The organism is Mesorhizobium sp. L103C105A0 (assembly GCF_000502215.1).
In the GTDB taxonomy this organism is placed as follows: domain Bacteria; phylum Pseudomonadota; class Alphaproteobacteria; order Rhizobiales; family Rhizobiaceae; genus Mesorhizobium.
Map to the genome: position 1 here is coordinate 381,361 of NZ_AYXF01000001.1, position 21,108 is coordinate 402,468.

The 21,108-nt window shown below is 63.4% G+C and carries 18 protein-coding genes; 11 read left to right on the plus strand and 7 right to left on the minus strand.

Features of this window, described 5'->3' with window-relative positions; all coding sequences use genetic code 11:
- Positions 1–156 precede the first annotated feature (156 nt).
- A complete protein-coding gene (locus tag X727_RS162630) occupies positions 157–552 on the minus strand; it encodes an acyl-CoA thioesterase (protein WP_023671995.1) in 396 nt (131 codons plus the stop codon).
- A gap of 224 nt (positions 553–776) precedes the next feature.
- Here X727_RS162630 and X727_RS162625 point away from each other — a divergent pair, with 224 nt between their 5' ends.
- Genes X727_RS162625 through X727_RS162615 form a run of 3 tightly spaced genes read left to right on the plus strand, consistent with a single transcriptional unit; the run spans position 777 to position 4,518 of the window.
- Complete coding sequence (locus X727_RS162625) at positions 777–2,393, plus strand: GMC family oxidoreductase N-terminal domain-containing protein (RefSeq protein WP_023833506.1); 1,617 nt, start codon at positions 777–779, stop codon at positions 2,391–2,393.
- Positions 2,390–3,604, plus strand: a complete 1,215-nt coding sequence (locus X727_RS162620; protein ID WP_023711165.1) for a mandelate racemase/muconate lactonizing enzyme family protein — start codon at positions 2,390–2,392, stop codon at positions 3,602–3,604. The genes X727_RS162625 and X727_RS162620 overlap by 4 nt, the downstream gene beginning before the upstream one ends.
- On the plus strand, positions 3,601–4,518 hold the full coding sequence (locus X727_RS162615) for an NAD(P)-dependent oxidoreductase (RefSeq protein ID WP_023683741.1): 918 nt from the start codon (positions 3,601–3,603) through the stop codon (positions 4,516–4,518). The genes X727_RS162620 and X727_RS162615 overlap by 4 nt, the downstream gene beginning before the upstream one ends.
- Before the next feature lie 92 nt (positions 4,519–4,610).
- On the opposite strand, the gene X727_RS162610 is transcribed toward X727_RS162615, so the two are convergent.
- The gene (locus tag X727_RS162610) at positions 4,611–5,549 is read right to left on the minus strand and encodes a diacylglycerol kinase family protein (RefSeq protein ID WP_023737831.1); all 939 of its coding nucleotides are present in this window, start codon (positions 5,547–5,549) and stop codon (positions 4,611–4,613) included.
- 1,000 nt (positions 5,550–6,549) lie between these two features.
- On the minus strand, positions 6,550–7,182 hold the full coding sequence (locus X727_RS162605) for a hypothetical protein (RefSeq protein WP_155923215.1): 633 nt from the start codon (positions 7,180–7,182) through the stop codon (positions 6,550–6,552).
- Between the two features lie 286 nt (positions 7,183–7,468).
- Between X727_RS162605 and X727_RS162600 the strand changes: the two genes are divergently transcribed.
- On the plus strand, positions 7,469–7,984 hold the full coding sequence (locus X727_RS162600) for a hypothetical protein (protein WP_023744312.1): 516 nt from the start codon (positions 7,469–7,471) through the stop codon (positions 7,982–7,984).
- Positions 7,985–8,084: 100 nt separating this feature from the next.
- Positions 8,085–8,579, plus strand: a complete 495-nt coding sequence (locus X727_RS162595; RefSeq protein WP_023744311.1) for a DUF2314 domain-containing protein — start codon at positions 8,085–8,087, stop codon at positions 8,577–8,579.
- 115 nt (positions 8,580–8,694) lie between these two features.
- On the opposite strand, the gene X727_RS162590 is transcribed toward X727_RS162595, so the two are convergent.
- Both X727_RS162590 and X727_RS162585 read right to left on the minus strand, forming a co-directional pair.
- On the minus strand, positions 8,695–9,663 hold the full coding sequence (locus X727_RS162590) for a DUF3137 domain-containing protein (RefSeq protein ID WP_023833507.1): 969 nt from the start codon (positions 9,661–9,663) through the stop codon (positions 8,695–8,697).
- A gap of 46 nt (positions 9,664–9,709) precedes the next feature.
- Complete coding sequence (locus tag X727_RS162585) at positions 9,710–10,756, minus strand: CapA family protein (protein ID WP_023833508.1); 1,047 nt, start codon at positions 10,754–10,756, stop codon at positions 9,710–9,712.
- 146 nt (positions 10,757–10,902) lie between these two features.
- Between X727_RS162585 and X727_RS162580 the strand changes: the two genes are divergently transcribed.
- The 4 genes from X727_RS162580 (at position 10,903) to X727_RS1000000168410 (ending at position 17,654) form a co-directional block, all read left to right on the plus strand.
- Complete coding sequence (locus X727_RS162580) at positions 10,903–12,168, plus strand: hypothetical protein (protein WP_023744308.1); 1,266 nt, start codon at positions 10,903–10,905, stop codon at positions 12,166–12,168.
- A gap of 122 nt (positions 12,169–12,290) precedes the next feature.
- The gene (uvrB, locus tag X727_RS162575; RefSeq protein WP_023744307.1) at positions 12,291–15,467 is read left to right on the plus strand and encodes an excinuclease ABC subunit UvrB; all 3,177 of its coding nucleotides are present in this window, start codon (positions 12,291–12,293) and stop codon (positions 15,465–15,467) included.
- A 339-nt stretch (positions 15,468–15,806) separates the two neighbouring features.
- On the plus strand, positions 15,807–17,333 hold the full coding sequence (locus X727_RS162570) for an ABC-F family ATP-binding cassette domain-containing protein (protein ID WP_023833509.1): 1,527 nt from the start codon (positions 15,807–15,809) through the stop codon (positions 17,331–17,333).
- 147 nt (positions 17,334–17,480) lie between these two features.
- Positions 17,481–17,654: a hypothetical protein gene (locus X727_RS1000000168410; protein WP_023672009.1), complete on the plus strand. Its 174-nt coding sequence runs from the start codon at positions 17,481–17,483 to the stop codon at positions 17,652–17,654.
- A gap of 49 nt (positions 17,655–17,703) precedes the next feature.
- Here X727_RS1000000168410 and X727_RS162565 read toward each other — a convergent pair whose 3' ends face one another.
- The gene (locus tag X727_RS162565; RefSeq protein ID WP_023833510.1) at positions 17,704–18,318 is read right to left on the minus strand and encodes a glutathione S-transferase family protein; all 615 of its coding nucleotides are present in this window, start codon (positions 18,316–18,318) and stop codon (positions 17,704–17,706) included.
- A 218-nt stretch (positions 18,319–18,536) separates the two neighbouring features.
- Between X727_RS162565 and X727_RS162560 the strand changes: the two genes are divergently transcribed.
- Both X727_RS162560 and X727_RS162555 read left to right on the plus strand, forming a co-directional pair.
- Positions 18,537–18,965, plus strand: a complete 429-nt coding sequence (locus tag X727_RS162560; RefSeq protein WP_023724947.1) for a glyoxalase/bleomycin resistance/extradiol dioxygenase family protein — start codon at positions 18,537–18,539, stop codon at positions 18,963–18,965.
- 71 nt (positions 18,966–19,036) lie between these two features.
- On the plus strand, positions 19,037–19,390 hold the full coding sequence (locus X727_RS162555; protein ID WP_023833511.1) for a DUF1428 domain-containing protein: 354 nt from the start codon (positions 19,037–19,039) through the stop codon (positions 19,388–19,390).
- A gap of 7 nt (positions 19,391–19,397) precedes the next feature.
- Here X727_RS162555 and X727_RS162550 read toward each other — a convergent pair whose 3' ends face one another.
- The gene (locus tag X727_RS162550) at positions 19,398–21,032 is read right to left on the minus strand and encodes a sulfotransferase (RefSeq protein ID WP_023724948.1); all 1,635 of its coding nucleotides are present in this window, start codon (positions 21,030–21,032) and stop codon (positions 19,398–19,400) included.
- Positions 21,033–21,108: the final 76 nt, after the last annotated feature.

The window sequence follows — 21,108 nt, forward strand, 5'->3', positions numbered from 1 at the left end:
AGGGCCGCCACGAGCCAGCCGTTCAGCATGTGTTGACGCATTGTCTTCCCTCCGCCGCCCGCAGAATCGGATGTGAAGGCAACCATTGGATGTCGCGCAGCGCATCGCCCGCGCGGGGGATGTTACATAAGCGCAAGCTTGGCAGAATCGACGATGTCAACTTTCGGTTGGAATCGGCTTCGGCTTGCCGTCGCTATCCAGCGCCACCATGACGAAATCGGCGTGGGTGACCTTCTCCATCAGGTCGGAGAGGTAGCGTTGCGCCCAGGCCTCGACCTTGAGCGTCATGGAGGTGCGGCCGACGCGCTCGACATGGGTGTAGATGCACAGCGTGTCGCCGATCTTCATCGCCTTGGCGAAGGACATTTCCTTGACAGCCGCCGTCACCACGCGACCCTTGGCCCGCTCGGCCGCACGGATGCCGCAGGCAAGATCCATCTGCGCCATCACCCAACCGCCAAAGATGTCGCCGGCCGCATTTGCATCGGCCGGCATGGCGAGCGTACGCAAGGTCAGATCGCCGATGGGCCGTCCGTCCGCGTAATGCACCATCTGCCGGATCCCCTGAAACGATTGCCCTCGATCCCCTAGCGTCATGGACCCAAGAGGTCAACGCGACGGGCGAGGCTCCCGGCGCAATGTCGGTTCCATGGCAGCTTTTCCGGCCAGGCGTCTCACGGTCGCATTTTTCACAACGCATGCCGGAAGGCACCGCGACTTCGGAAGCCTGCCGCGGATAGGCTGCAGCCAGTTTTGCGGAGCCGCCGACACCAATCATGCAGACCTATGACTTCATTATCGTCGGCTCCGGCTCAGCCGGCTCGGTTCTCGCCGACAGGCTGTCGGCTTCCGGCCGTTACTCCGTGCTGGTGCTGGAAGCCGGCGGCAGCGACCGCCGCTTCTATGTCCAGATGCCGCTTGGCTACGGCAAGACTTTCTTCGACCCCGCGGTCAACTGGAACTACAAGCCCGAGCCGGACCCCGGCCTTGCCGGCAATGTCGACCATTGGCCGCGCGGCAAGCTGCTTGGCGGCTCAAGCTCGATCAACGCCATGGTCTGGATCCGAGGCGCGCGCGAGGATTTTGATGACTGGCGCGATGCCGGCAATCCCGGTTGGGGTTATGACGATCTGTTGCCGGGCTTCAAGGCGCTTGAGGACAATGAGGCCGGCGCCAACAGATGGCGCGGCACCGGCGGGCCGCTGCATATCACCGACACGACGAACGCCGTCCATCCGCTGACCAGGCGCTACCTCGCAGCCGGCCAGCAGGCTGGGCTGCCGCTCAACCCTGACTTCAACGGCGCCGCCCAGGAAGGCGTCGGCACCTACCAGATCTCCACCAAAAACGGCCGCCGCATGTCGGCCGTGCGCGCCTTCCTGCGCCCCGCGATGAAGCGCAAAAACGTCCGCGTCGAGACGAATGCGCTGGCGAGCAGGATCCTGTTCGAGGGCAAGCGAGCCGTCGGCATCGAATATCTGCAGAACGGCGAGACCAAGACGGCGCGGGCCGGCCGCGAAGTCATCCTGTCCGCCGGCTCGATCAACTCGCCGCAGCTCTTGCAACTTTCCGGCGTCGGCCCCTCGTCACTGCTCATGGGGCTTGGCATCCCGGTCGTCCACGCCAACGAAAATGTCGGCGCGCATCTGCAGGACCATGTCGGCATCAACTATACCTTCAAGGGAAACGTGCCGACGCTCAACCAAATCCTGCGGCCCTGGTGGGGCAAGCTGCTGGTCGGCATGCAGTACATCCTCACCCGCTCCGGCCCGCTGTCGCTGTCGATGAACCATGGCGGCGGCTTCTTCCGAACCGACCCGGCGTTTTCGCGCCCCAACATGCAGCTTTATTTCCAGGCTTTCTCGACCGTCATTCCGAAGAGCGGCGAGCGGCCGATCCTGACGCCAGATCCGTGGCCGGGCTTTTCCATCGGCCTCTCCAACTGCCGCCCGTCCAGCCGCGGCGAGATCATGATCCGCTCCAGCAATCCGCTGGACTATCCCAGGATCGTCGCCAACGCCTATTCCACCAACGCCGATGTCGACGAGATGCTGGCGGCGGTGAAATTCGTGCGCAAGATAGCCTCGATGCCCGCCATGGCCGAGATCATCACTGAGGAGGTTTTGCCAGGCCCATCGATCCAATCGGATGCCGACCTGATCCAGGATTTCAGGAAGCGCTCAGGCACCGTCTATCACCCGGTCTCGACCTGCCGCATGGGGCCGGACGCCGGGGCCGCCGTCGTCGACCCGCGCCTGAAAGTGCACGGGCTCGAAGGTCTGCGCGTAATCGACGCCTCGATCTTTCCCGCCAACATCACCGGCAACACCAACGCCGCCTCGGTCATGACCGGATGGAAGGGCGCCGAACTGGTTCTGGAGGACCAAAAATGAAGATCACCGACGTCAAGACCTGGGTAGTCGGCAACCCGCCGCCCGGCATCGGCGGCAAGTATTTCATCTTCGTCAAGCTGACCACCGATGGCGGCGTCGTCGGTTACGGCGAGGCCTACAACGCCACCTTCTCGGCTCACATAACAGCGAAGCTGGTCGAGGACATGGCCGAGCGTTACCTGATCGGCCACGATCCGCATGACATCGAGACCTTCTTCCGCCGCGCCTATTCCTCAGGATTTACCCAGCGCCCCGACGTTACCGGCATGGGCTGTTTCTCGGCGCTGGAAATGGCCTGCTGGGACATTGTCGGCAAGGAAGCCGACAAGCCGGTCTACAAACTGCTCGGCGGCCAGGTGCACGAGACGCTGCGCTCCTACACCTATCTCTATCCGCACACCGGCAGCGTCCATTCGGAGGACGCGCCGGACGGCCGGAACGTCTACAATGACCCCGAATTGGCGGCCGCCTGCGCGCTCGAATATGTCGAGCAGGGGTTCAACGCCGTCAAGCTTGACCCGGCCGGTCCTTACACCGCCTTCGACGGCCACCAGCCGCGCCTGATCGACATCGATGTCTCCACCCGCATGGTCAAGGCGATCCGCGAAGCCGTCGGCACCCGCGCCGATATTCTGTTCGGCACGCATGGCCAGTTCACCGCGTCGGGTGCGCTGCGCATGGCACGCGCCATCGAGCCCTACGATCCCTTGTGGTTCGAAGAGCCGGTGCCGCCCGACATGCCCGAAGTGATGGCTCAGGTGGCGCGAGGCACGTCGATCCCGATCGCCACCGGCGAGCGGCTAACGACCAAGTTCGAATTCGCCCGAATCATCGAGAACCGCGCCGCCACCATCCTGCAACCGGACCTTGGCCGTTCCGGCGGCATTCTCGAAACCAAGAAGATCGCCGCCATGGCCGAGGCATACCACATCCAGATCGCGCCGCACTGCTATTGCGGGCCGATCGTCGGCGCCGCCAACATCCAGCTGGCGGTGACGCTGCCCAATTTCCTCATCCTGGAATCGCTGAAGCAGTGGGACGGTTTCCACGCCACGCTCTTGAAGAAGAAGATCGAGTGGCAGGACGGCAATGTCATTCCGTCGAAGGAGCCCGGCCTCGGCGTCGAGCTCAACGAGGCGGTCTGCGAGGCGCATCCCTACACCGGCAAGGACCTGCATTTGCAGATGATGCAAATGCCGCTGATGCCGTGAGCGAACGTTACGCCTTTATCGGCCTTGGCCATCTCGGCGGCAACCTCGCCGCCAGCCTGTTGCGCAACGGTTTTGTCGTCATCGTCTTCGACCGCGACCCCGCCGCCGTCGAGCGCCTCGTGGCGCTCGGCGCCACGGCCGCGACCAGCCCGGCCGAAGCGGCGGCACAGGCCGGCAATGCCATTACTTGCCTGCCCTCGCCCAAGGTCAGCGAAGCGGTGCTGGCGAATGCCGGCGGCCTGCTCGAGGGTCTGCCCAGGGGCGGCTCCTGGATCGAGATGTCGACCAACGGCCGCGACGAGATCCTGCGCCTAGCCGCCCTCGCCGCGGCCAAAGGCATCGAGACGCTGGAGTGCCCGGTCACCGGCGGCGTGCATCTGGCCGCGGTCGGAAAGATCACCGCGCTTGTCGGCGGCGATGCTGCGCTTTACGAGCGCCATCGTCCAGCCATCGAAGCGATGTGCGCAAAGTCGTTCCTGATGGGTCCGGTCGGCTCGGCGGCGGTGATCAAGGTGATCACCAACATGCTGGCCTTCATCCATCTCGTCGCCGCCGGCGAGGCGCTGATGTTGGCCAAGCAAGGCGGCCTCGACCTCGCGCAATCCTACCACGCCATCGTCGCCTCTTCCGGCAACAGCTTCGTCCATGAGACCGAAAGCCAGCTCATCCTCAACGGCTCCTACGACATTGGCTTCACCATGGACCTGGCACTGAAGGACCTCGGCTTTGCGCTTGCGATGGGCAGGGAGTTCAGACTGCCACTCCAATTGGCGCCGCTTGTGAGTGAGATTTTCCTGATGGGCAAACAGGAATATGGCGGCGGCGCCTGGTCGACCCAGATCGTCAAACTGCTCGAGGATGCCGTCGACATGGATCTGCGCGCGCCCGGTTTCCCAGCCAAGCTGGAAAGCTAAGCCGGGTAAATATGTCCTGCGATTTCAGGCCCTTGGCCGGTTCGCCGGAATCGCCGCTCAAACCACCTGAATCAATCCCTCAACGGCTTGATTCAATATCTCAGCGTCAGCGCTCCGGGCAGGATCTCAAACGTCGCGGGTATACGCCCCGGCGACTCGCCATCTATGTCGACCAGCGCGCCGTTCTTCTCGACATCGCCGATAGGTTCGACCACCACTTTCCGGCCACGCAATATGGTGATGGCCGGATGGTTGCGGTGCCGGCCGCCATAGAGCAGCCGAATATCCCAGATCAGCTTCAGCTTGCCGGCCGCGCGCAGGATGACGATGTCGAACTGGCCGTCGGCGAGTGCGGCGTCCGGGGCGATCATCATGCCGCCGCCGAAGAACTTTCCGTTGGCGACCGCCACCAGCGCCATGCGCGCCTCGACCGGGGTGCCATCGTCGACGGTGATCCTGACGTCCTGGAAGCGGTAGCGGATGAACTCGACCACGGTGCGCCAGAAAAACAGCGCCTTGGCCGACATCCTGCCCTTGCGCTTGTCGGCATTGACCGCACGGTCCGTGGCGCCGGACAGGCCGAGGCTGGCGATATTGATGAAGTGCCGGCTGGCCAGCGCGCCATGGTCGTCGATGTAGCAGATGCGCCCGGCATCGACCTTGCGCGCCTTGGCTTCGGCGATCCGCTTCAACGCCGCATCCACCTCTTTCGGCAGGCCAAGTCCGCGCGCGAAATCGATGCCGGTGCCGCAAGGCAGCAAGCCAAGTTCGGTTGTCCGGCCGCTCTCATCGAAAGCCTGCAGCAATCCGTCGGCCACCTCGCTGGCGGTGCCGTCGCCGCCGGCCGCGATCACCAGCTCGAAGCCGCTTGCCGCGAGGTCGAGCGCCAGCCTTTCGGCGTCGCCCTCGGCCTGCGTCTCGCGCAGCTCGAATTCGCCGAAATGCTTTTTCAGCGATGCGGCGACCTCCGGCCAATGCCGTTTCAGCCGGCCGCCGCCGGCAATCGGATTGAGCACCACCCCGACTTTCAATGCGCACCCTCCCCGCACCGAGCCGATAGGCTCGATGCTTTGCCTGCATTGAAGCCCGCGCCAGCCGGCGGAGCAAGGGGCACAGCCGATCAGGCGCCAAAAAGCCGGCGGGCTGTCTAATGCAGCTGGAGTCGAAATTCCGAGCTTTGTGGCAAACGATCCCCGATAATCCCGTTATCCACAGGCTCACGCCCATTCCCCAAAACCCTTACCCGGCGTAAGTTTAACCATCTCAGGCGGCTACCGATCGCCACGCCGAAAGGCAAAGCGAAAAGGCGGATTTCCTGAGGCCCGTACGGCCCGAAGCGAGAGCAGGCTTGCTTGTTCGAGGGACGGATGCCGAGACCTACGGGGCCGCGGAAAGCGTGCNGACCGATGCTGCCATCAAGGACGGCGAAAACCTTCGATGGCGCGCCGAACGAAGCTCGCAAGGGTGGAGAACGGCGTGGTCTGGAACGGGCACTGCCCTCGGGCGGTGACTGGCAGGACCGTCAAAATCAAGGCCGGCATGGCGCGACGACTTTGCGGAAGTTGCTGCCGCGACCGTGTCCTGATCTGACAGGGAGGCGCTGGGAGAAATCCCGGCGCCGACTGTCTTTTGGGCCAAGGTCCGGTCGGCGAAGCGACGCGTGAAGAAGCCGATACTTTGCTGGAACGCGATTTCGGCGCTGACGGAACCACTTCATCACCAGGCGCGGTCAGCAATTCACCGACATGATCCCGCGCCTGATCGACAGAGGCGTGTCCTTCGTCGAGATCGGTGGCAACGACGCGATCATGCTCACCGTGTTTCGGCGGCGGACTTCGCTCCGCCCAAAGGCTCCCGCACGCCGTTCAGCCAACCGGTTCCGATCGATCCGGCCACCCGTCGCACCGGCTGATCGTCGCCGTGCGCAAGACTGCACATCGTGCTGTCGGCGCTGTTCGAAGCAGGCGCCAGGCTGGAACACCTCTCCGACTGAAGACGCGCCCTGCACCGCGGCCTGCCCGGCGGGCCAAGCTACTTCTTCGGGCCGATGCCCGGGATCAAATTGAGGCCAGCGTTTATATATTCCGGCCGTATGGCGCCGCTGATGAGCGTGAAGGTGGCGAGCATGATGCTGGCCAGCGCACCGTCATGCCATGGCCTGAGGGCCAGCGCGTTGACGGCATAGGCCCAGAATGGGAAGGCGAGCATCGACATGACGATGTTGGCTCCCGGAGCCTCCGCATTGTCGGCTGAATCGCTGACCGATTTCAGATACACCGGCGTCATCGCCAGCGCGACGATCAACATGATCCATGAAATGGTCCAGACGCTGATACCGGCCATTTCAATCTTATAGATGGCTGCCTGCACCTTACCCGGAATGTCCCCCGGATTGCCTTTGGTCTCTTCCGCCACCGCATCGGTCAACGCCTTGGCAACCGGCTGCTCAGTGGCATTGACCAGGATGGAGTTGACGAAGATGAAAAATGCCACGACTTCGGCAGGCACGTACTTCGCAACCCGGTCGAGATAGCCGTCGCCGCCTTTCGATCCTTGATCTTCTTGCTTGTCATCGTCGACGCCGAGCGGAGCATCGCCTGGAATGCCCTCGAGCGTTGAATCCCTTTTCGGCACAGGCTCAGCGGACCGGACAATTCTTCCCATGACAAACCCCTCCTATATTGTTGTATCGCCCCGTGAGTATCGTAGTAGAAAACCGGGCCAAGAAACAGTTGTCGCGGCCATAGCCGACAAGATTTATTCAGGCTTCTTCCTGCAAATGCATCACGCCCCCGCCCTATCTGCTACCGGGTGTCTAGAAATCCACCTATAGTGAGCCGTACCCGAAAAACGCATCCCCCGGCTCATCGCGTGATCGCGGCCAAAATCCCGCCTTGTTCGCGCGCGATGGAAGGACTGGCTGCCGGGGGGCAATCCGAAGGACAAGACCGTGCTCAAGACCGCCCTTGTCGCCATGACCATTGTCGGCTGTGACTGCGACGCCAAGCTTTGCGAATATATCGGCGAGACGCCGGCGAAGTGGGCGACTATCGCCGACTGCGAAGCGGCGATGAAAAGCCAGATGCTGCACCAGAAGAACTTCGACTATCCGCTGGTCTCTGGCATCTGCCGCAGCAAGGGGTCGGCGTCTTCTTCGCAACTGGCGGCGGCCGCATCCCGCCCGGAACTGAAGCCGGCCAGCCGGAATGTCCAAACCCCGTTGCCGCCGGAACTGAGCCATCGGCCGAGCGTTCCCGTCGGCTCCCCGACGACGGCCATGGAGGCAGCAGCGGTACGGCCCGTCGCCTACGAGCAAGTGGTCGATGGCGGAACAGGCGTGCTCTACCGCACCAGGAACGGCTACGCCGTGGTCAAGACAGATCTCGGCCGCGTCGCGTCGACAACGGTCGGCATGGCCAAGCGGTCCGCGAACTGGCTGGCAGGGCTGGTGCCGAGCGGGTTGTGAGCGGGCTGCCGCCGGACCATACCACGCTGTCGCACTGCCGTTGAAAACTCCAGATAAATGCATGATGGTGTCAGGCATCGACACGCAGGAGCGCCATTTCATGAAGCATGCAGTTCGAACCATGCTGTCCCTGATGCTGGCGTTGGGGCCGGTTCCGGCCGGTGCGCAGGATTCCGGCCAGGGCGGCGACAAGGTTGTAGGCGTCGCCAGGGACGATCCGGACATGGCGGCGGCCATTGCGCAGGCGCGCGCCAGCCTCGATGAATTCCTGTCCTTGTCGGATGCGCCGCCAGCCGGGACAACCAGCTACAAGTTGAAAGTCGAGGTCAGGGACGGAGACGCCTCGGAGCATTTCTGGATCATCCCCTTCCACAAGACCGCGACCGGATTTGCAGGAACATTGGCCAATGAACCGCAAGCGGTGCACAATGTCGTGGCCGGCCAGGAACTCGAATTCAAGCGGGACGATATTTCCGACTGGGGCTACACCAGAAACGGTCGCCAGGTCGGGAGCTTCACCGTCTGCGTGATGTTCAAGACGATGGCGCAAGAAGACGTCGAATATTACCGCCAGAACTACGGCTTCGCCTGCTGACGCGCGGCAGCCTGGCTAATGCATGCGCCCAAACAGGACCGCCGTTTTGGGGCAACGAATGCATGAAAACAAGACCTGAAGCGCGTCGCATGAATTCGTTTCGACGCGCGGCGCTTTAGGCCTCGCCATCCGTCGCGCCGGTCTTGCGCACCAGCGCCGCGGTCGCCAGGATCGCGCCCATATCGGCGATCATCGGCGCGATGTGCTTGGTGTAATCGAGCGGCACGGAAATGGCGGGCAGTTCGAAGAAATTCTTCGGCTGCGGCAAGAGCAGGAAACCATCGCTGCCATTAAGCGCCACCCGCGCCGGATCATCGCGCCATGTCTCGTGCAGCCATTTCAGCGCCTGCGCCAGCCGGCCGCTCACCAGCGGCTGGGCGGCGGCGACATTGTCGGTGCGAAATTCGTAGTCGCCGTCGAGCAGCGGATCGCCGCTGGACAGTTCCTGCATCTTGCCGGCGAAGATGCCGCGGAAGAAACCGACCACCGCGTTGCTGCGGCGCGTCGCGACCAATATGCCGGGGAACGGCGCAATGGTCTCGAAGGCGACGACGACGCCCTTGAAGACCGTCGACGAGCCTTTGCCCGACCCTTGGCGCAACTCCGCCTCGTAGAGCTCGAACGGAAAATCCTCGTAGCGGCCTGATACGATGTCGTCGAAGCTCTGCCGGTTGAAGGCGCCGACCACGGCGCGCGGCAGCCGGTCGAAGGAATTCGGCGTCACGCTGTGCTGATAGCGCACATCCCTGATGAAGCCGAAGATGATCGGCAGCAGCGTGTCACGGAACGATTGCTGCAGCCGCGTCGCCGGCCTGATCGCCAGGAAGTACAGCAGCAGCGCCGCGAAGAAACCGCCGGCATAGAGGAACACATGCGGCGTCGAGAACCATTGCTCGTTCACGTCGGCGACCTTGTTGAACAGCCAGGCCACCAGCACGACAAAAACCAGCAGCAGCCCCAGAAACACCGGCACCCGCCAGCGCACCTGGCGGCAGGCCGAAGCCCGTCCAGCCTCATAGATCTCGATATTCTTCCTGATGCCGGCGACCACCGCTTCATCAGGCATGAACTCAGCTGCTTCCATCGCCCCCTCGCAAAGTCCTATTATACCTATGATAACGGGAAAGTTGTCAGTCGCCAAAGATCGCCTTCAGCCTGGCCTCGACCTTGCCCTTCATCCGGCCAGTCAGCGCCTCGACCGGAACCAGCCGCTCATGCCCGCCTGCGCGCAGCCGCATGAAGGGATGCATCCGGTAGCCGGCGATCGCACCGCGCTTGCCGAGATCGGCGCTGACATCGACGACGAAAATGCCGGCGATGCGGCCGGGCCAGGGCTGCCGCGCCAGCGCCGTGCCGAGGAAGTCGCCAAGCCCGTAAGCCACGAGCGTCTTGCCGACCCATTGCACCGGCTGCACGACATGGGCGTGGTGCCCGGCAATCAGCCCCACGCCGTGACCGGCCAGCAACCTCGCCAGCGTTTGCGTTTGCGGCTGCGGAAAATGCCGGAACTCCCAGTCCCAGTGCGGCACCGCACAGGTGAGATCGATGTTCTTGTCGGCCGCGCCTCTCGGCCATGCCGCCGGATCGCTCTGCATCGAGACGAGCTCGGTGAATGGCCCGGCGTCGCCATTGCGCCACAGTGTGAAGGCGGCAAAGCCGATCGTCAGCGGCCCGGCCTTGACCTGCTCGACCGGTCCTTCTTTCGCGGTGCCGATGGTGCGGATGCCAAGCCGCTTCAGCGCCGCAGCCGTCTCGTCGAAACCGGCGACGCCCTGGTCGAGCACATGGTTGTTGGCCAGCGACAGCACGAGCCTTTCGCGCGCGATGCCTACGGCGGCAAGCGCCGCGGCAAGAAACCGCTCGCTCATCGCATGGTGAGTGCCAAGCCGCGTGCCAAACGCCACGCTCGGCCGCTCGACGACCGGACTTTCGCAATTGCCGATCACCAGATCGGCTGAGCCAAAGAGCTTTGCGATCGCCGGATCGCACTCCGGCGCACGATGGTTGGCCACCGCCGAAATATCGCCGACAAAGGCCAGCCGCACCTTCCGCCCTGGCGGTGGATCGATGAGTGTCGTCGCCGCGATCGGCGCAAAATCCCTGACATCGCCGCCAAGCGACGGCTTCAGGAAGCGCGGCAGCCATGACAGTTTGTAGGAAAGCGGATAGTTCGACACGCGACGCCCAATCGTTTGCCCAATCGGTTAGCTTGTGTAGACGGTCTGCCCGGGGAGTGTCGACCGTCAGTCCTTGAAACACTGCCGCCGGCAGACACGGCGCCAAATGCGTGTAATGTCTGCGCATCGCATAGTGGAGGGATGAGATGACACGTTTTGCAGGCCTGCTGGCGTCCGCCTTCCTCCTGTTGATGCCGCTATCTTCGGCCCGCGCCGCCGCGCCCGAAGCAGCGACCGCTTTGTTCGAGGCCAAAACGGTGACCGAGCGCAACCGTGCGCTCACAACGCTTGAGTCTGCAGCGAAAGGCGATCCGGCGTCAGCCTATGCCGCCGGCGCCGGCGAATTCTTCACCGCGCTGGAAATCCTCGCCGGCGGTCTGCACCGCCACGGGTTCGAAAGCCCGCAATCCTTCATGCTGCCGCTGATGCGGCTGCCGATTCCGGACAATCCCAATCCCGAACCGCTGACCTATGAGCAGTTCCGCGCCATTCTGGTCGCCTTCCGCGACCGGCTGGAGACATCCGCGGCCACTCTGGGCTCGGTACCCGCCGATGCCGATATCGGCATGGTCGTCGACCTCACCCATGCCGGCATCGATCTCAACGAAGACGGTGCCATCGCGCCGGATGAAAGCATGGCCGCGATCATGGCCTCGCTGTCGCGCGGCGGTATCTCGTCGGACGGCGCCGCTCCCTCGCTCACATTCCGCTTCGACCGGGCCGACGGTTTCTGGCTGCAGGGCTATGCCGAATTCCTGATGGCGCAGGCCGATTTCTGGCTGGCGCATGATTTCAGGACCATGTTCGACGGCTCGTTCCACATGCTGTTCCCGCACGCCAAACTGCCGCTGCAGGACGTTCTGGTGCCTCCCGCCGGGGACATGGGCAGCAGCATCTTCTCATCGGAATGGCGCATCGCGGATTTCATCTCCATGGTTCACCTCGTCAACTGGCCGGTGGTCGAGCCCGAGCGACGTCAAGCGGCGCGCCGCCATCTGCTCGAAATGATCCGGCTGTCGCGCCAGGACTGGAAGGCGATCCGCGCCGAGACCGACAATGACCGCGAATGGCTGCCGGGACCGCAGCAGAAGGGCGAGAACCCGCTCACCGGGCTCGAAGTCGGCGAGGAGCAGGTCGAGGCCTGGCTCGCCACTCTGACCATGGCCGAAGACCTTTTGGAAGGCCGCAAGCTGCTGCCGCATTTCCGCATCACGGCCAGCACCGGCCAGGGCATCAACATGAAGCGTTTCTTCGAGGAACCGAAGCCTTTCGACCTCGTGCTGTCGATTACCGGCCCGGCCATCGCGCCCTACCTCGAGAGCGGTGAGATCGTGACCAGCGGCGAGTTCGACCAGATCCAGCGTCAGTTCGGTGGCGGTGGGTTTTTGACCTTCGCGCTGTGGTTCAATTGAGCAGGTGGCCCGGCTTTGCGTGACACAGCTCCTGACACCCTTGTGTCAGGAGCTTCGACCCGCTTAGTGTCCCTTGCCACTGCACTCTTTCCATTTTGGCGGACTCTGCCCATATTTGGGGCATGGCCAAACTTCCCGAGAAAAAGACACCGTCTCCGGCGGGTGACAACAGCGCTTCGCTGCCCAAGCGGCGCAGCCCGTTGACCGATTTCCTCGATGCTTCGGAGCCCTTGCACAAGGGTGGCTTCGCCGAGGCGCCGCAGGCTGACTTCACCGGCACGCCGCTGAGCGGCTCGATTGCCGACTGGGCCGAGCAGATCGAGCAGGAGGCCGAGAAGGAAGGCCGTCTCACCGGTAAGGGCGATGGCAAATCACCAAGGTCCGCGAAGAAGATCCCGGAGCGGTCCGCTGCGCCCGGCCGCAGTTCGCGCGGGACCTCGATGGGTGGCGCGGCAACGGCGCGCGAGCGCACCGCCGCCGGCCTCAACCCGGTCGCCGGTCTCGACATCTCGCTGGAAGACGCCGAGACGATGGCCTCGGGCAGCGTCACCGCGACGGTCGCGGCGCTGTCGGCGCTGATCGAATCCGGCAACCCGCTGCACAAGGACGGCGTGCTGTGGACGCCGCACCGCCCTGCCCGCCCGGAAAAATCCGAAGGCGGCATCGCTATCAAGATGGTGTCGGATTTCGAGCCGGCCGGCGACCAGCCGACCGCCATCAAGGATCTTGTCGAGGGCGTCGATAACAATGACCGCACCCAGGTACTGCTCGGCGTCACCGGCTCCGGCAAAACCTTCACCATGGCCAAGGTGATCGAGCAGACGCAGCGCCCTGCCTTGATCCTGGCGCCCAACAAAACGCTGGCCGCGCAGCTCTATTCCGAGTTCAAGAAATTCTTCCCAGACAATGCGGTGGAGTATTTCGTCTCCTATTACGACTACTACCAACCGGAAGCCTACGTTCCGCGCACCGACACCTTCATCGAGAAGGAATCCTCGATCAACGAGCAGATCGACCGCATGCGCCATTCGGCGACGCGTTCGCTGCTCGAGCGCGACGACGTCATCATCGTCGCCTCGGTGTCCTGCATCTACGGTATCGGCTCGGTCGAGACCTACACGGCGATGACCTTCCAGATGCAGATCGGCGACCGGCTCGACCAGCGGGCTCTGCTCGCGGATCTCGTCGCCCAGCAGTACAAGCGCCAGGACATCAATTTCGTGCGCGGCTCGTTCCGCGTGCGCGGCGACACGATCGAAATCTTCCCGGCTCACCTTGAAGACCGCGCCTGGCGCATCTCGATGTTCGGCGACGAGATCGAGGCGATCACCGAATTCGATCCGCTCACAGGCCAGAAGACCGGCGAGCTGAAGAGCGTCAAGATCTACGCCAACTCGCACTATGTGACGCCGCGTCCAACGCTCAACCAGGCGATCAAGTCGATCAAGGAGGAGCTCAAGCACCGGCTGGTCGAGCTCGAGCGCGCCGGCCGCCTGCTGGAGGCACAGCGGCTCGAACAGCGCTGCCGCTTCGATCTTGAGATGCTGGAAGCCACCGGCTCCTGCGCCGGCATCGAGAACTATTCGCGCTATCTCACGGGACGCCAGCCGGGCGATCCGCCGCCGACTTTGTTCGAATATATCCCCGACAATGCGCTGGTCTTCATCGACGAAAGCCACGTCACCGTGCCGCAGATCGGCGGCATGTATCGTGGCGACTTTCGGCGCAAGGCGACGCTGGCGGAGTATGGTTTTCGCCTGCCCTCCTGCATGGACAACCGTCCGCTGCGCTTCGAGGAATGGGACGCCATGCGACCGCTCTCCGTCGCGGTTTCTGCGACACCCGGCGCCTGGGAGATGGAACAGGCCGGCGGCGTGTTCGCCGAGCAGGTCATCCGCCCGACCGGCCTGATCGATCCGCCGGTCGAAGTCCGCCCGGCGAAAAGCCAGGTCGACGATGTCGTCGGCGAAATCCGCGACACCACGGCCGCCGGCTACCGCACGCTGGTCACCGTTTTGACCAAGCGCATGGCCGAAGACCTGACCGAATATTTGCATGAGCAAGGCGTGCGCGTTCGCTACATGCACTCCGACATCGACACGCTGGAGCGCATCGAAATTCTGCGCGATCTCCGCCTCGGCGCTTTCGACGTGCTGGTCGGCATCAACCTGCTGCGCGAAGGCCTCGACATTCCTGAATGCGGTTTCGTCGCCATCCTCGACGCCGACAAGGAGGGCTTCCTGCGCTCCGAGACGTCGCTGATCCAGACCATCGGTCGCGCCGCCCGCAACGTCGACGGCAAGGTCATCCTCTATGCCGACCAGGTCACCGGCTCGATGGAGCGGGCGATGGCCGAGACCAACCGCCGCCGCGAAAAGCAGATGGAATGGAACGCGGCCAACGGCATCACCCCGGAATCGGTGAAGTCGCGCATCTCCGACATTCTGGACTCGGTCTACGAGAAGGACCATGTCCGCGCCGATATCTCGCAGTTCACCGACGGCGCCGGTGCGATGATGGGCAACAATCTCAAGGCTCATCTCGACGCCATGGAAAAGCAGATGCGCGACGCCGCCGCCAATCTCGACTTCGAGAAGGCCGCCCGCATCCGTGACGAGATCAAGCGGCTGCGCGAAATGGAACTGTCGATCGCGGAAGACCCGCTGGCCAAATATGCCGACATGGAAAGCCCGGTTTCGGGCCGCGAGAAGGGCAAGCACAACAAGGGCGTGGCCAAGCACCGTACGGCTGAGGAACAGGAGCGGTTCCGCAAGTTCGATGAGGCACGTGCCGCCGAAGAGGCGGCCAGGGCTGCCCGGTCCAACCTCTTCCGCAAGCCGGCGCTCGACGAAATGGGCGCCGACGGCGCCGTGCCGGTGAAGAAACCGCTGTTTGCCAAGCCGTCGATCGACGATATGGGGCCTGGTACCGACATGCCGACACCGTCAGGCGCGGTGTCGCGCTCGCTGTTCAAGAAACAGTCGGCGCAGGAAGCGCACGGCTCCGACTTCGGCATTCCGGGCGGCGCCACCAAGCCACTGTTCAAGAAGAATTCGCTCGACGAGATGACCGTGCGGCGCACGGAAAAGCCGGTCGAAGGGAAAGTGCCGGCCAAGCCCCAGCCAATCTCCCCCCGAGTGGGGGAGATGCCCGGCAGGGCAGAGGGGGGCGCGAAGGAACGCGACGATTCCCCAAAACCATTCGTTCGCCAGCGCGCCGGCATCGGCTCCTACGAAGACCCAGGCGACGCCCGCCGCGAAAAGCGCCGGCCGGGCAAGACGGGGCGGCCGGGGAAATAGCACCTCTTTCCTTCTCCCCTTGTGGGAGAAGGGAAGAGCGCTCCACCACCGCCGCATCCGTCGCCACTTGCCTCCACCCCCGCCTTTGGTGTAATCGCTCCACACACTCAAAGTTTTGTCTTGAAAGGAGGGCTGCGTGTCTATCGATCACCATCGTCAGCGTGGCCCGATTTCGGCCCTGCGAGTTCGCTTGCAGGGCTGACCAGGGACATCACGGGTTTTTTCCCGTTTCGATTTTTTGGTCTGCCCTTCGTGGTGCGCAAAGCTGAGCCTGACGGCCGGCAAGCACACCGTCAAAGTGCATCCGGAGTTGTCTCCGGCAAGACCAGAGAAATCGCAATGGCCCTGATCAGCCTCAAATCCCTCGGCGTCACCATGAGTGCGCCGCTGTTTTCCAATCTCGACCTCACCATCGGCGCCGGCGACCGGCTCGGCATCGTCGCCGCCAATGGCCGCGGCAAGTCGACCTTGCTTAAATGCCTGACCGGCGCGCTGGAGCCGACCTCGGGCGACATTTCTCGCACGCGCGGCCTGCGTGTCGGCCATGTCGAGCAGTCGGTTCCGCCAGCCCTTCTCAGCCGCAGCTTCCATCAGGTGGTGGCCGATGCCTTGCCGGCCGAGCAGGCCGACAGCGAGATGTGGCGCGTCGACGTGGTGCTGGATTCGCTCGACGTGCCCGAGCCGATGCGCGAACGGCCGATGCAGGCGCTGAGCGGCGGATGGCAGCGGCTGGCGCTGATCGCCCGCGTCTGGGTCACCGATCCGGATGTGCTTTTGCTCGACGAGCCGACCAATCATCTCGACCTCGCTAAGATCAGCCAGCTGGAAAGCTGGCTGAACGCCCTGCCGCGCGAAGTGCCGGTGGTCATCGCCAGTCACGACCGCGCCTTTCTCGATGCCGTCACCAACCGCACGCTGTTCTTGCGCCCGGAGGACTCGCCGGTGTTTGCACTGCACTATTCCAGGGCGCGGCAGGCCCTGGACGAATTGGACGCCTCGACGGCGCGCCGGTTCGAGCGAGACATGAAGGTGGCGCAGCAACTGCGCAAGCAGGCCGCCAAGCTCAACAACATCGGCATCAATTCCGGCAGCGACCTTTTGACGGTGAAGACCAAGCAACTCAGGGAACGGGCGGAGAAGCTGGAAGACGCCGCGGTATCGGCGCATCGCGAGAAATCGGCCGGCGCGATCCGGCTGGCCAACCGCGGCACCCATGCCAAGGTGCTGATTACGCTGGATGACGCCGCAGTGGAAACGCCGGACGGCACGCTGCTGTTCAAGACCGGCAAGCGCCACATCTGCCAGGGCGACCGCATCGTGCTGCTCGGCCGCAACGGCGTCGGCAAGTCGCGTTTCGTCGATCTGATCCGCAACGCCATCGCCGAGCCGGACACGGTGCCGAACGTCAAGGTGACGCCGTCGACGGTGCTTGGCTACAGCGACCAGGCGCTGGCCGGCATCAGTGGCGACGACACGCCGCTGGCCCTGGTCTCGCACCGCTACGATGTCGGCGAGCAACGCGCCCGCTCGCTGCTTGCCGGCGCCGGCGTGGTCATTGAGATGCAGGAGAAAAAGATCGGTGTGCTGTCCGGCGGCCAGAAGGCGCGGCTGATGATGCTGGCGCTCAGGCTCACCCACCCCAACTTCTACCTGCTGGACGAGCCGACCAACCATCTCGACATTGACGGCCAGGAAGCGCTGGAGGAGGAACTGCTCAAGCACCAGGCGAGCTGTGTGCTCGCCTCGCATGACCGCTCCTTCATCCGCGCCGTCGGCAACCGCTTCTGGCTGGTCGACAAGCGGAAGCTGACCGAAGTCGAAGACCCCGAGGATTTCTTCCGCTCGGTGGCTGAAACGGTGGGCTGAGGAACTACCACCATGGGCCGCACTGTGTTGCGGCCCATGGTTTCACATCTCCCAGAATATTTTCAGCGCTCTGTCGGATCGCCTGAACCTGCTGCGTCCTTGGGATGCCGACACGATGATGCCGGCTTCATCTGAGGAGAACGCATCATGTCCATCCTGTCATCCATAGGCCGCGTCGCCGCCCGTTACGCACAGAACCGCGCCCGCTATCGCAGCGAGCGCGAGCTTCTGGCCCTGCCGATCGAACTGCGCAAGGATATCGGCTGGCCGGAAATCCTCATCGACGCGCAAAACGGCCCGCGGATCTGCAGGGCGCCCTGACCATGCGGTCGGGAAAGATCGATGCAGGCCGCCACGGGGCGACCGTTGCTCAGTCATGCGTATCGCCAGACAGCGGCGTCGCCTGCATCGATCGACGCTTTTCGAACGCCTCGAACCAGCGCGTCAGCCGCGCCCGCGCGCGAAAGGACGGCAGCTGGCGGAACGCCATCCAGGACAGCGTGGTGGCAAGCGCTATATGGCCGACATGGAGCGATGTCTCGGCGTTCAGCGCGCTTTCGATCCAGTCATAGCTGGCCTCGATTTTTTCCCGGTAGCCTTCGGCAAGCGCTGCATAGCGCAACTGTTCGGGCCGCCTTTCCGTGTCCCAGCGCAGGCCTATGCCCGTCTGCGCCAGGCCTTGGGCGACCGCCTGCAGCCGCAACGCCTGCCAGCGCGCTTCGCCGTCCTGCGGCAGCAATTTGCGGCCATCATGCAGCGTATCGAGATAGGCGCAGATGACATCGGAATCGAAGAGCGGCGACGCATCCGGCCGCAGCAGCACCGGCACCTTGCCGAGCGGGTTTTCGGCGTAGACACGGGCATTGCGCAAGGTCGGGCTGGTCTCGTGATGAATGACCTCGAGCCGGTCGGCAAGCCCGACCTCATGGGCGAAGACGAGCGCCTTGCGCGCAAAGGGCGAATGGGTCTGGTAATAGAGGATCATTGTCGTCTCAGCGGGTTGGAGAAGCAGTCCCCTTTTCTAGCCTGCTCATACCGAGGATTGCGCTCTGATTGGGCGCCGCCGACGCAAGTTCATTTCACCCCAAAAATCGCATCGGCCCAGAAAATCGCATCAGACATGTAGGATCGCCGCCGCCTCGTTCGTCCTAGGCTTCGCAAGGCCAACCAAGCGCCCAGACCAAACCCAAAGAGGAACAAGACATGACCGACCAGACCCCCATTCAGCCGGCCGCGAAAGTTCTCGGTGGATTGACCCCCTATCTGCAACTGGACGGCGCCTTCAAGGCCGCCGAGTTCTACAAGAAGGCCTTCGGCGCCGAGCAGGTGTTCTTCTATCCGCCCGATGACCAGGGCCGCACCATGCACATCCATCTCCACATCAACGGCTCGACGCTGATGATTTCCGATTTCTACCCCGAAAACGGCATGCCTGCCGTCAAGCCGCAGGGCTATACCATGCAGCTCCATCTCGGCGCCGACGAGATCGATGACTGGTGGAAGCGCGCGGTCGATGCCGGCTGCGAAGTCGCAGTGCCGCTGCAGCTGATGTTCTGGGGCGACCAGTGGGGCAACATGCGCGATCCCTTCGGGGTCGAATGGGCGATGAACGCGCCGGCGAAGAAAGACTGACCACTGCTGACAAAGCTCCTCACCGGCTGACGCCGGTAAGGAGCTTTGTGAGATACTCCAAGGAGAACCTGATGTCCTATGTCGATGGTTTCGTGCTCGCCGTGCCGAAGGCAAATATCGATGACTACAAGAAGCTGGCCAACCTCGCAGGCCCGATATGGAAGGAACACGGAGCGCTCGCCTATGTCGAATGTATCGCCGACGACGTGCCCTATGGTGAGTTGACCTCGTTTCCGCGTGCCGTTCAGGCAAAAGACGACGAGATCGTCGTCTTTGCTTGGGCCGTCTATTCGTCCAGGCAAAGCCGCGACGTGGTAATGGCCAAGGTGATGGCCGATCCCCGTTTGACACCCGATTTGGGGCCCATGCCCTTCGATATGAAGCGCATGATCTTCGGCGGCTTCCAGCCCTTCATCGAGCTTTAGCCGCTGCTCAGTCCAGCTTGTCCAGCAGCGGCTTCAACCTGTCGCCATAGCGCTTCCAGAGATCGACCGAGCCCTGATACATCGGCTGGCGCACCTGCGCGGCCGAGGCCGTGCGCACCGGGCGGTCGGTCTCGTGGAACGACAGCGCCTTGTCGTCCCAGGACAGGCCGAGATGCCCGATCAGCGCCCGCGTCTGTCCCTCCTGGTCGGCCACGAAATCCTCGTAACGCACGTCATGGACGACGCCCGGCAGAACATCGTGCCAATGCGCCATGATGTCGGTGTAGATGTTGTGGAAATCGGCGAGCTCGCCCAGATCATAGCCGTAGCGGTGGTTGTCGCCGCGGAAATGCACCTTGTAGATCGAAAGGCAGGTCGCCGCCGCATCGCGCGCGCAATGGATGATCTTGGCTTTCGGCAGCATCATATGGATGAAGCCGATGAGCAGGAAGTTGCCGGGCATCTTGTCGGTGACATGCCTGAAGTTGGGATAGCGCTCATGCAGCATGTCGAGATAGGCTTGGCCCGCCTCCGCAAACTCCGCGTCGGATACATCGACCAGTCCCCAGGGGAAACCTCCCGGCATGGTCAGCGGAAATTGCTTGCCGACCGCGGTTTTCAACATGCTGAGCTCGCCCGCGCCATAGACTTGTGGATGGCTGGCGATGATCTGTTCGACCAGCGTGGTGCCGGAGCGCGGCATGCCGACGACGAAAATCGGCGTGTCGTCGGAGATTGCACTTGGCTTGTGCTTTTCGAAAAAGCCGGCGTTGAACACCGTCTTCATCGCCTCGAATTCGGCCCGCGTCCTGACCGGATCATAATCGATGCCCTTGCGGCGGATCGCATTGCCTTCAGCGAAATAGTCGAAGGCCCTGTTGTAGTCCTTCAAATCGTCATTGGCCTTGCCGAGACCGAAGGACAGCTGCATGCGTGCCAGGCTGTCGGCCGGCGCCTTGGCATGCTGGGCCTCCATGCCGGCGAGTTCGGCGTCGCGCTCCTTCTGGCGCTTGACCTGCGTCAGCATCAGCCAGGCCTTTGCCATGCCTGGCGTGATCGCCAACGCCTGCCGAAACAGGTCTGCCGCTTCATCGAGCTTGCCTTTTTCCATCAGCCCGACGCCGAGCCCATGCAACAGGTCGGCATCCTTGGGCCGGATCGTCAGCGCCTCGCGAAAGGTCGCCAGCGCCTCATCCAGACGACCGGCTTCCTGCAACGTTTCGGCAAGCCCGATGCGGGCGCGGACATGGAAGGGATTGCGCCCGATTGTGCCGCGATAGATGTCCTCCGCAGCCTCGAACTGGCCGAGCTGTTTCAACGCCGAACCCAGATTGTCGCGTGCCGCGAGCTGGTCGGGCTTGAGATCGACCGCGCCGCGGAAGAAATCGGCGGACGCGGCAACGCGGCCGAGATCGCGCATCACCGTGCCGAGATTGTTGAGGAAATCGGGATTCTTCGGCTGCAGACGCACAGACTGCTCGATCAGCTCCAGCCCTTCGGGGCTGCGCCCGGTCTGGTGCAGCAACAGGCCCAGGAAATGCGCCGCTGCCGGGTGATTGGCCTTGCGCGCCAGCACCTGCCGGTACAGCGTCTCGGCCTCCTGCCGGCGCCCGGCCTGATGCAGCTGCAGCGCCTGCTGCACATATTGGTCGAGGCCCAGCGGCGCCTGTCCGCCAGCTCCAGCACCCGCCGCTCTTCTCTGATCTCTGTTGATGGGA

Bases quoted from the DNA above. Each gene is read 5' to 3' on its own strand.
- X727_RS162605 (WP_155923215.1), bottom strand. From the start codon at position 7,182: ATGGGAAGAATTGTCCGGTCCGCTGAGCCTGTGCCGAAAAGGGATTCA.
- X727_RS162590 (WP_023833507.1), bottom strand. From the start codon at position 9,663: ATGGAAGCAGCTGAGTTCATGCCTGATGAAGCGGTGGTCGCCGGCATC.
- X727_RS162565 (WP_023833510.1), bottom strand. From the start codon at position 18,318: ATGATCCTCTATTACCAGACCCATTCGCCCTTTGCGCGCAAGGCGCTC.
- X727_RS1000000168410 (WP_023672009.1), top strand. From the start codon at position 17,481: ATGTCCATCCTGTCATCCATAGGCCGCGTCGCCGCCCGTTACGCACAG.
- X727_RS162570 (WP_023833509.1), top strand. From the start codon at position 15,807: ATGGCCCTGATCAGCCTCAAATCCCTCGGCGTCACCATGAGTGCGCCG.
- X727_RS162580 (WP_023744308.1), top strand. From the start codon at position 10,903: ATGACACGTTTTGCAGGCCTGCTGGCGTCCGCCTTCCTCCTGTTGATG.
- uvrB (WP_023744307.1), top strand. From the start codon at position 12,291: ATGGCCAAACTTCCCGAGAAAAAGACACCGTCTCCGGCGGGTGACAAC.
- X727_RS162555 (WP_023833511.1), top strand. From the start codon at position 19,037: ATGTCCTATGTCGATGGTTTCGTGCTCGCCGTGCCGAAGGCAAATATC.
- X727_RS162595 (WP_023744311.1), top strand. From the start codon at position 8,085: ATGAAGCATGCAGTTCGAACCATGCTGTCCCTGATGCTGGCGTTGGGG.
- X727_RS162625 (WP_023833506.1), top strand. From the start codon at position 777: ATGCAGACCTATGACTTCATTATCGTCGGCTCCGGCTCAGCCGGCTCG.
- X727_RS162560 (WP_023724947.1), top strand. From the start codon at position 18,537: ATGACCGACCAGACCCCCATTCAGCCGGCCGCGAAAGTTCTCGGTGGA.
- X727_RS162630 (WP_023671995.1), bottom strand. From the start codon at position 552: ATGGTGCATTACGCGGACGGACGGCCCATCGGCGATCTGACCTTGCGT.
- X727_RS162620 (WP_023711165.1), top strand. From the start codon at position 2,390: ATGAAGATCACCGACGTCAAGACCTGGGTAGTCGGCAACCCGCCGCCC.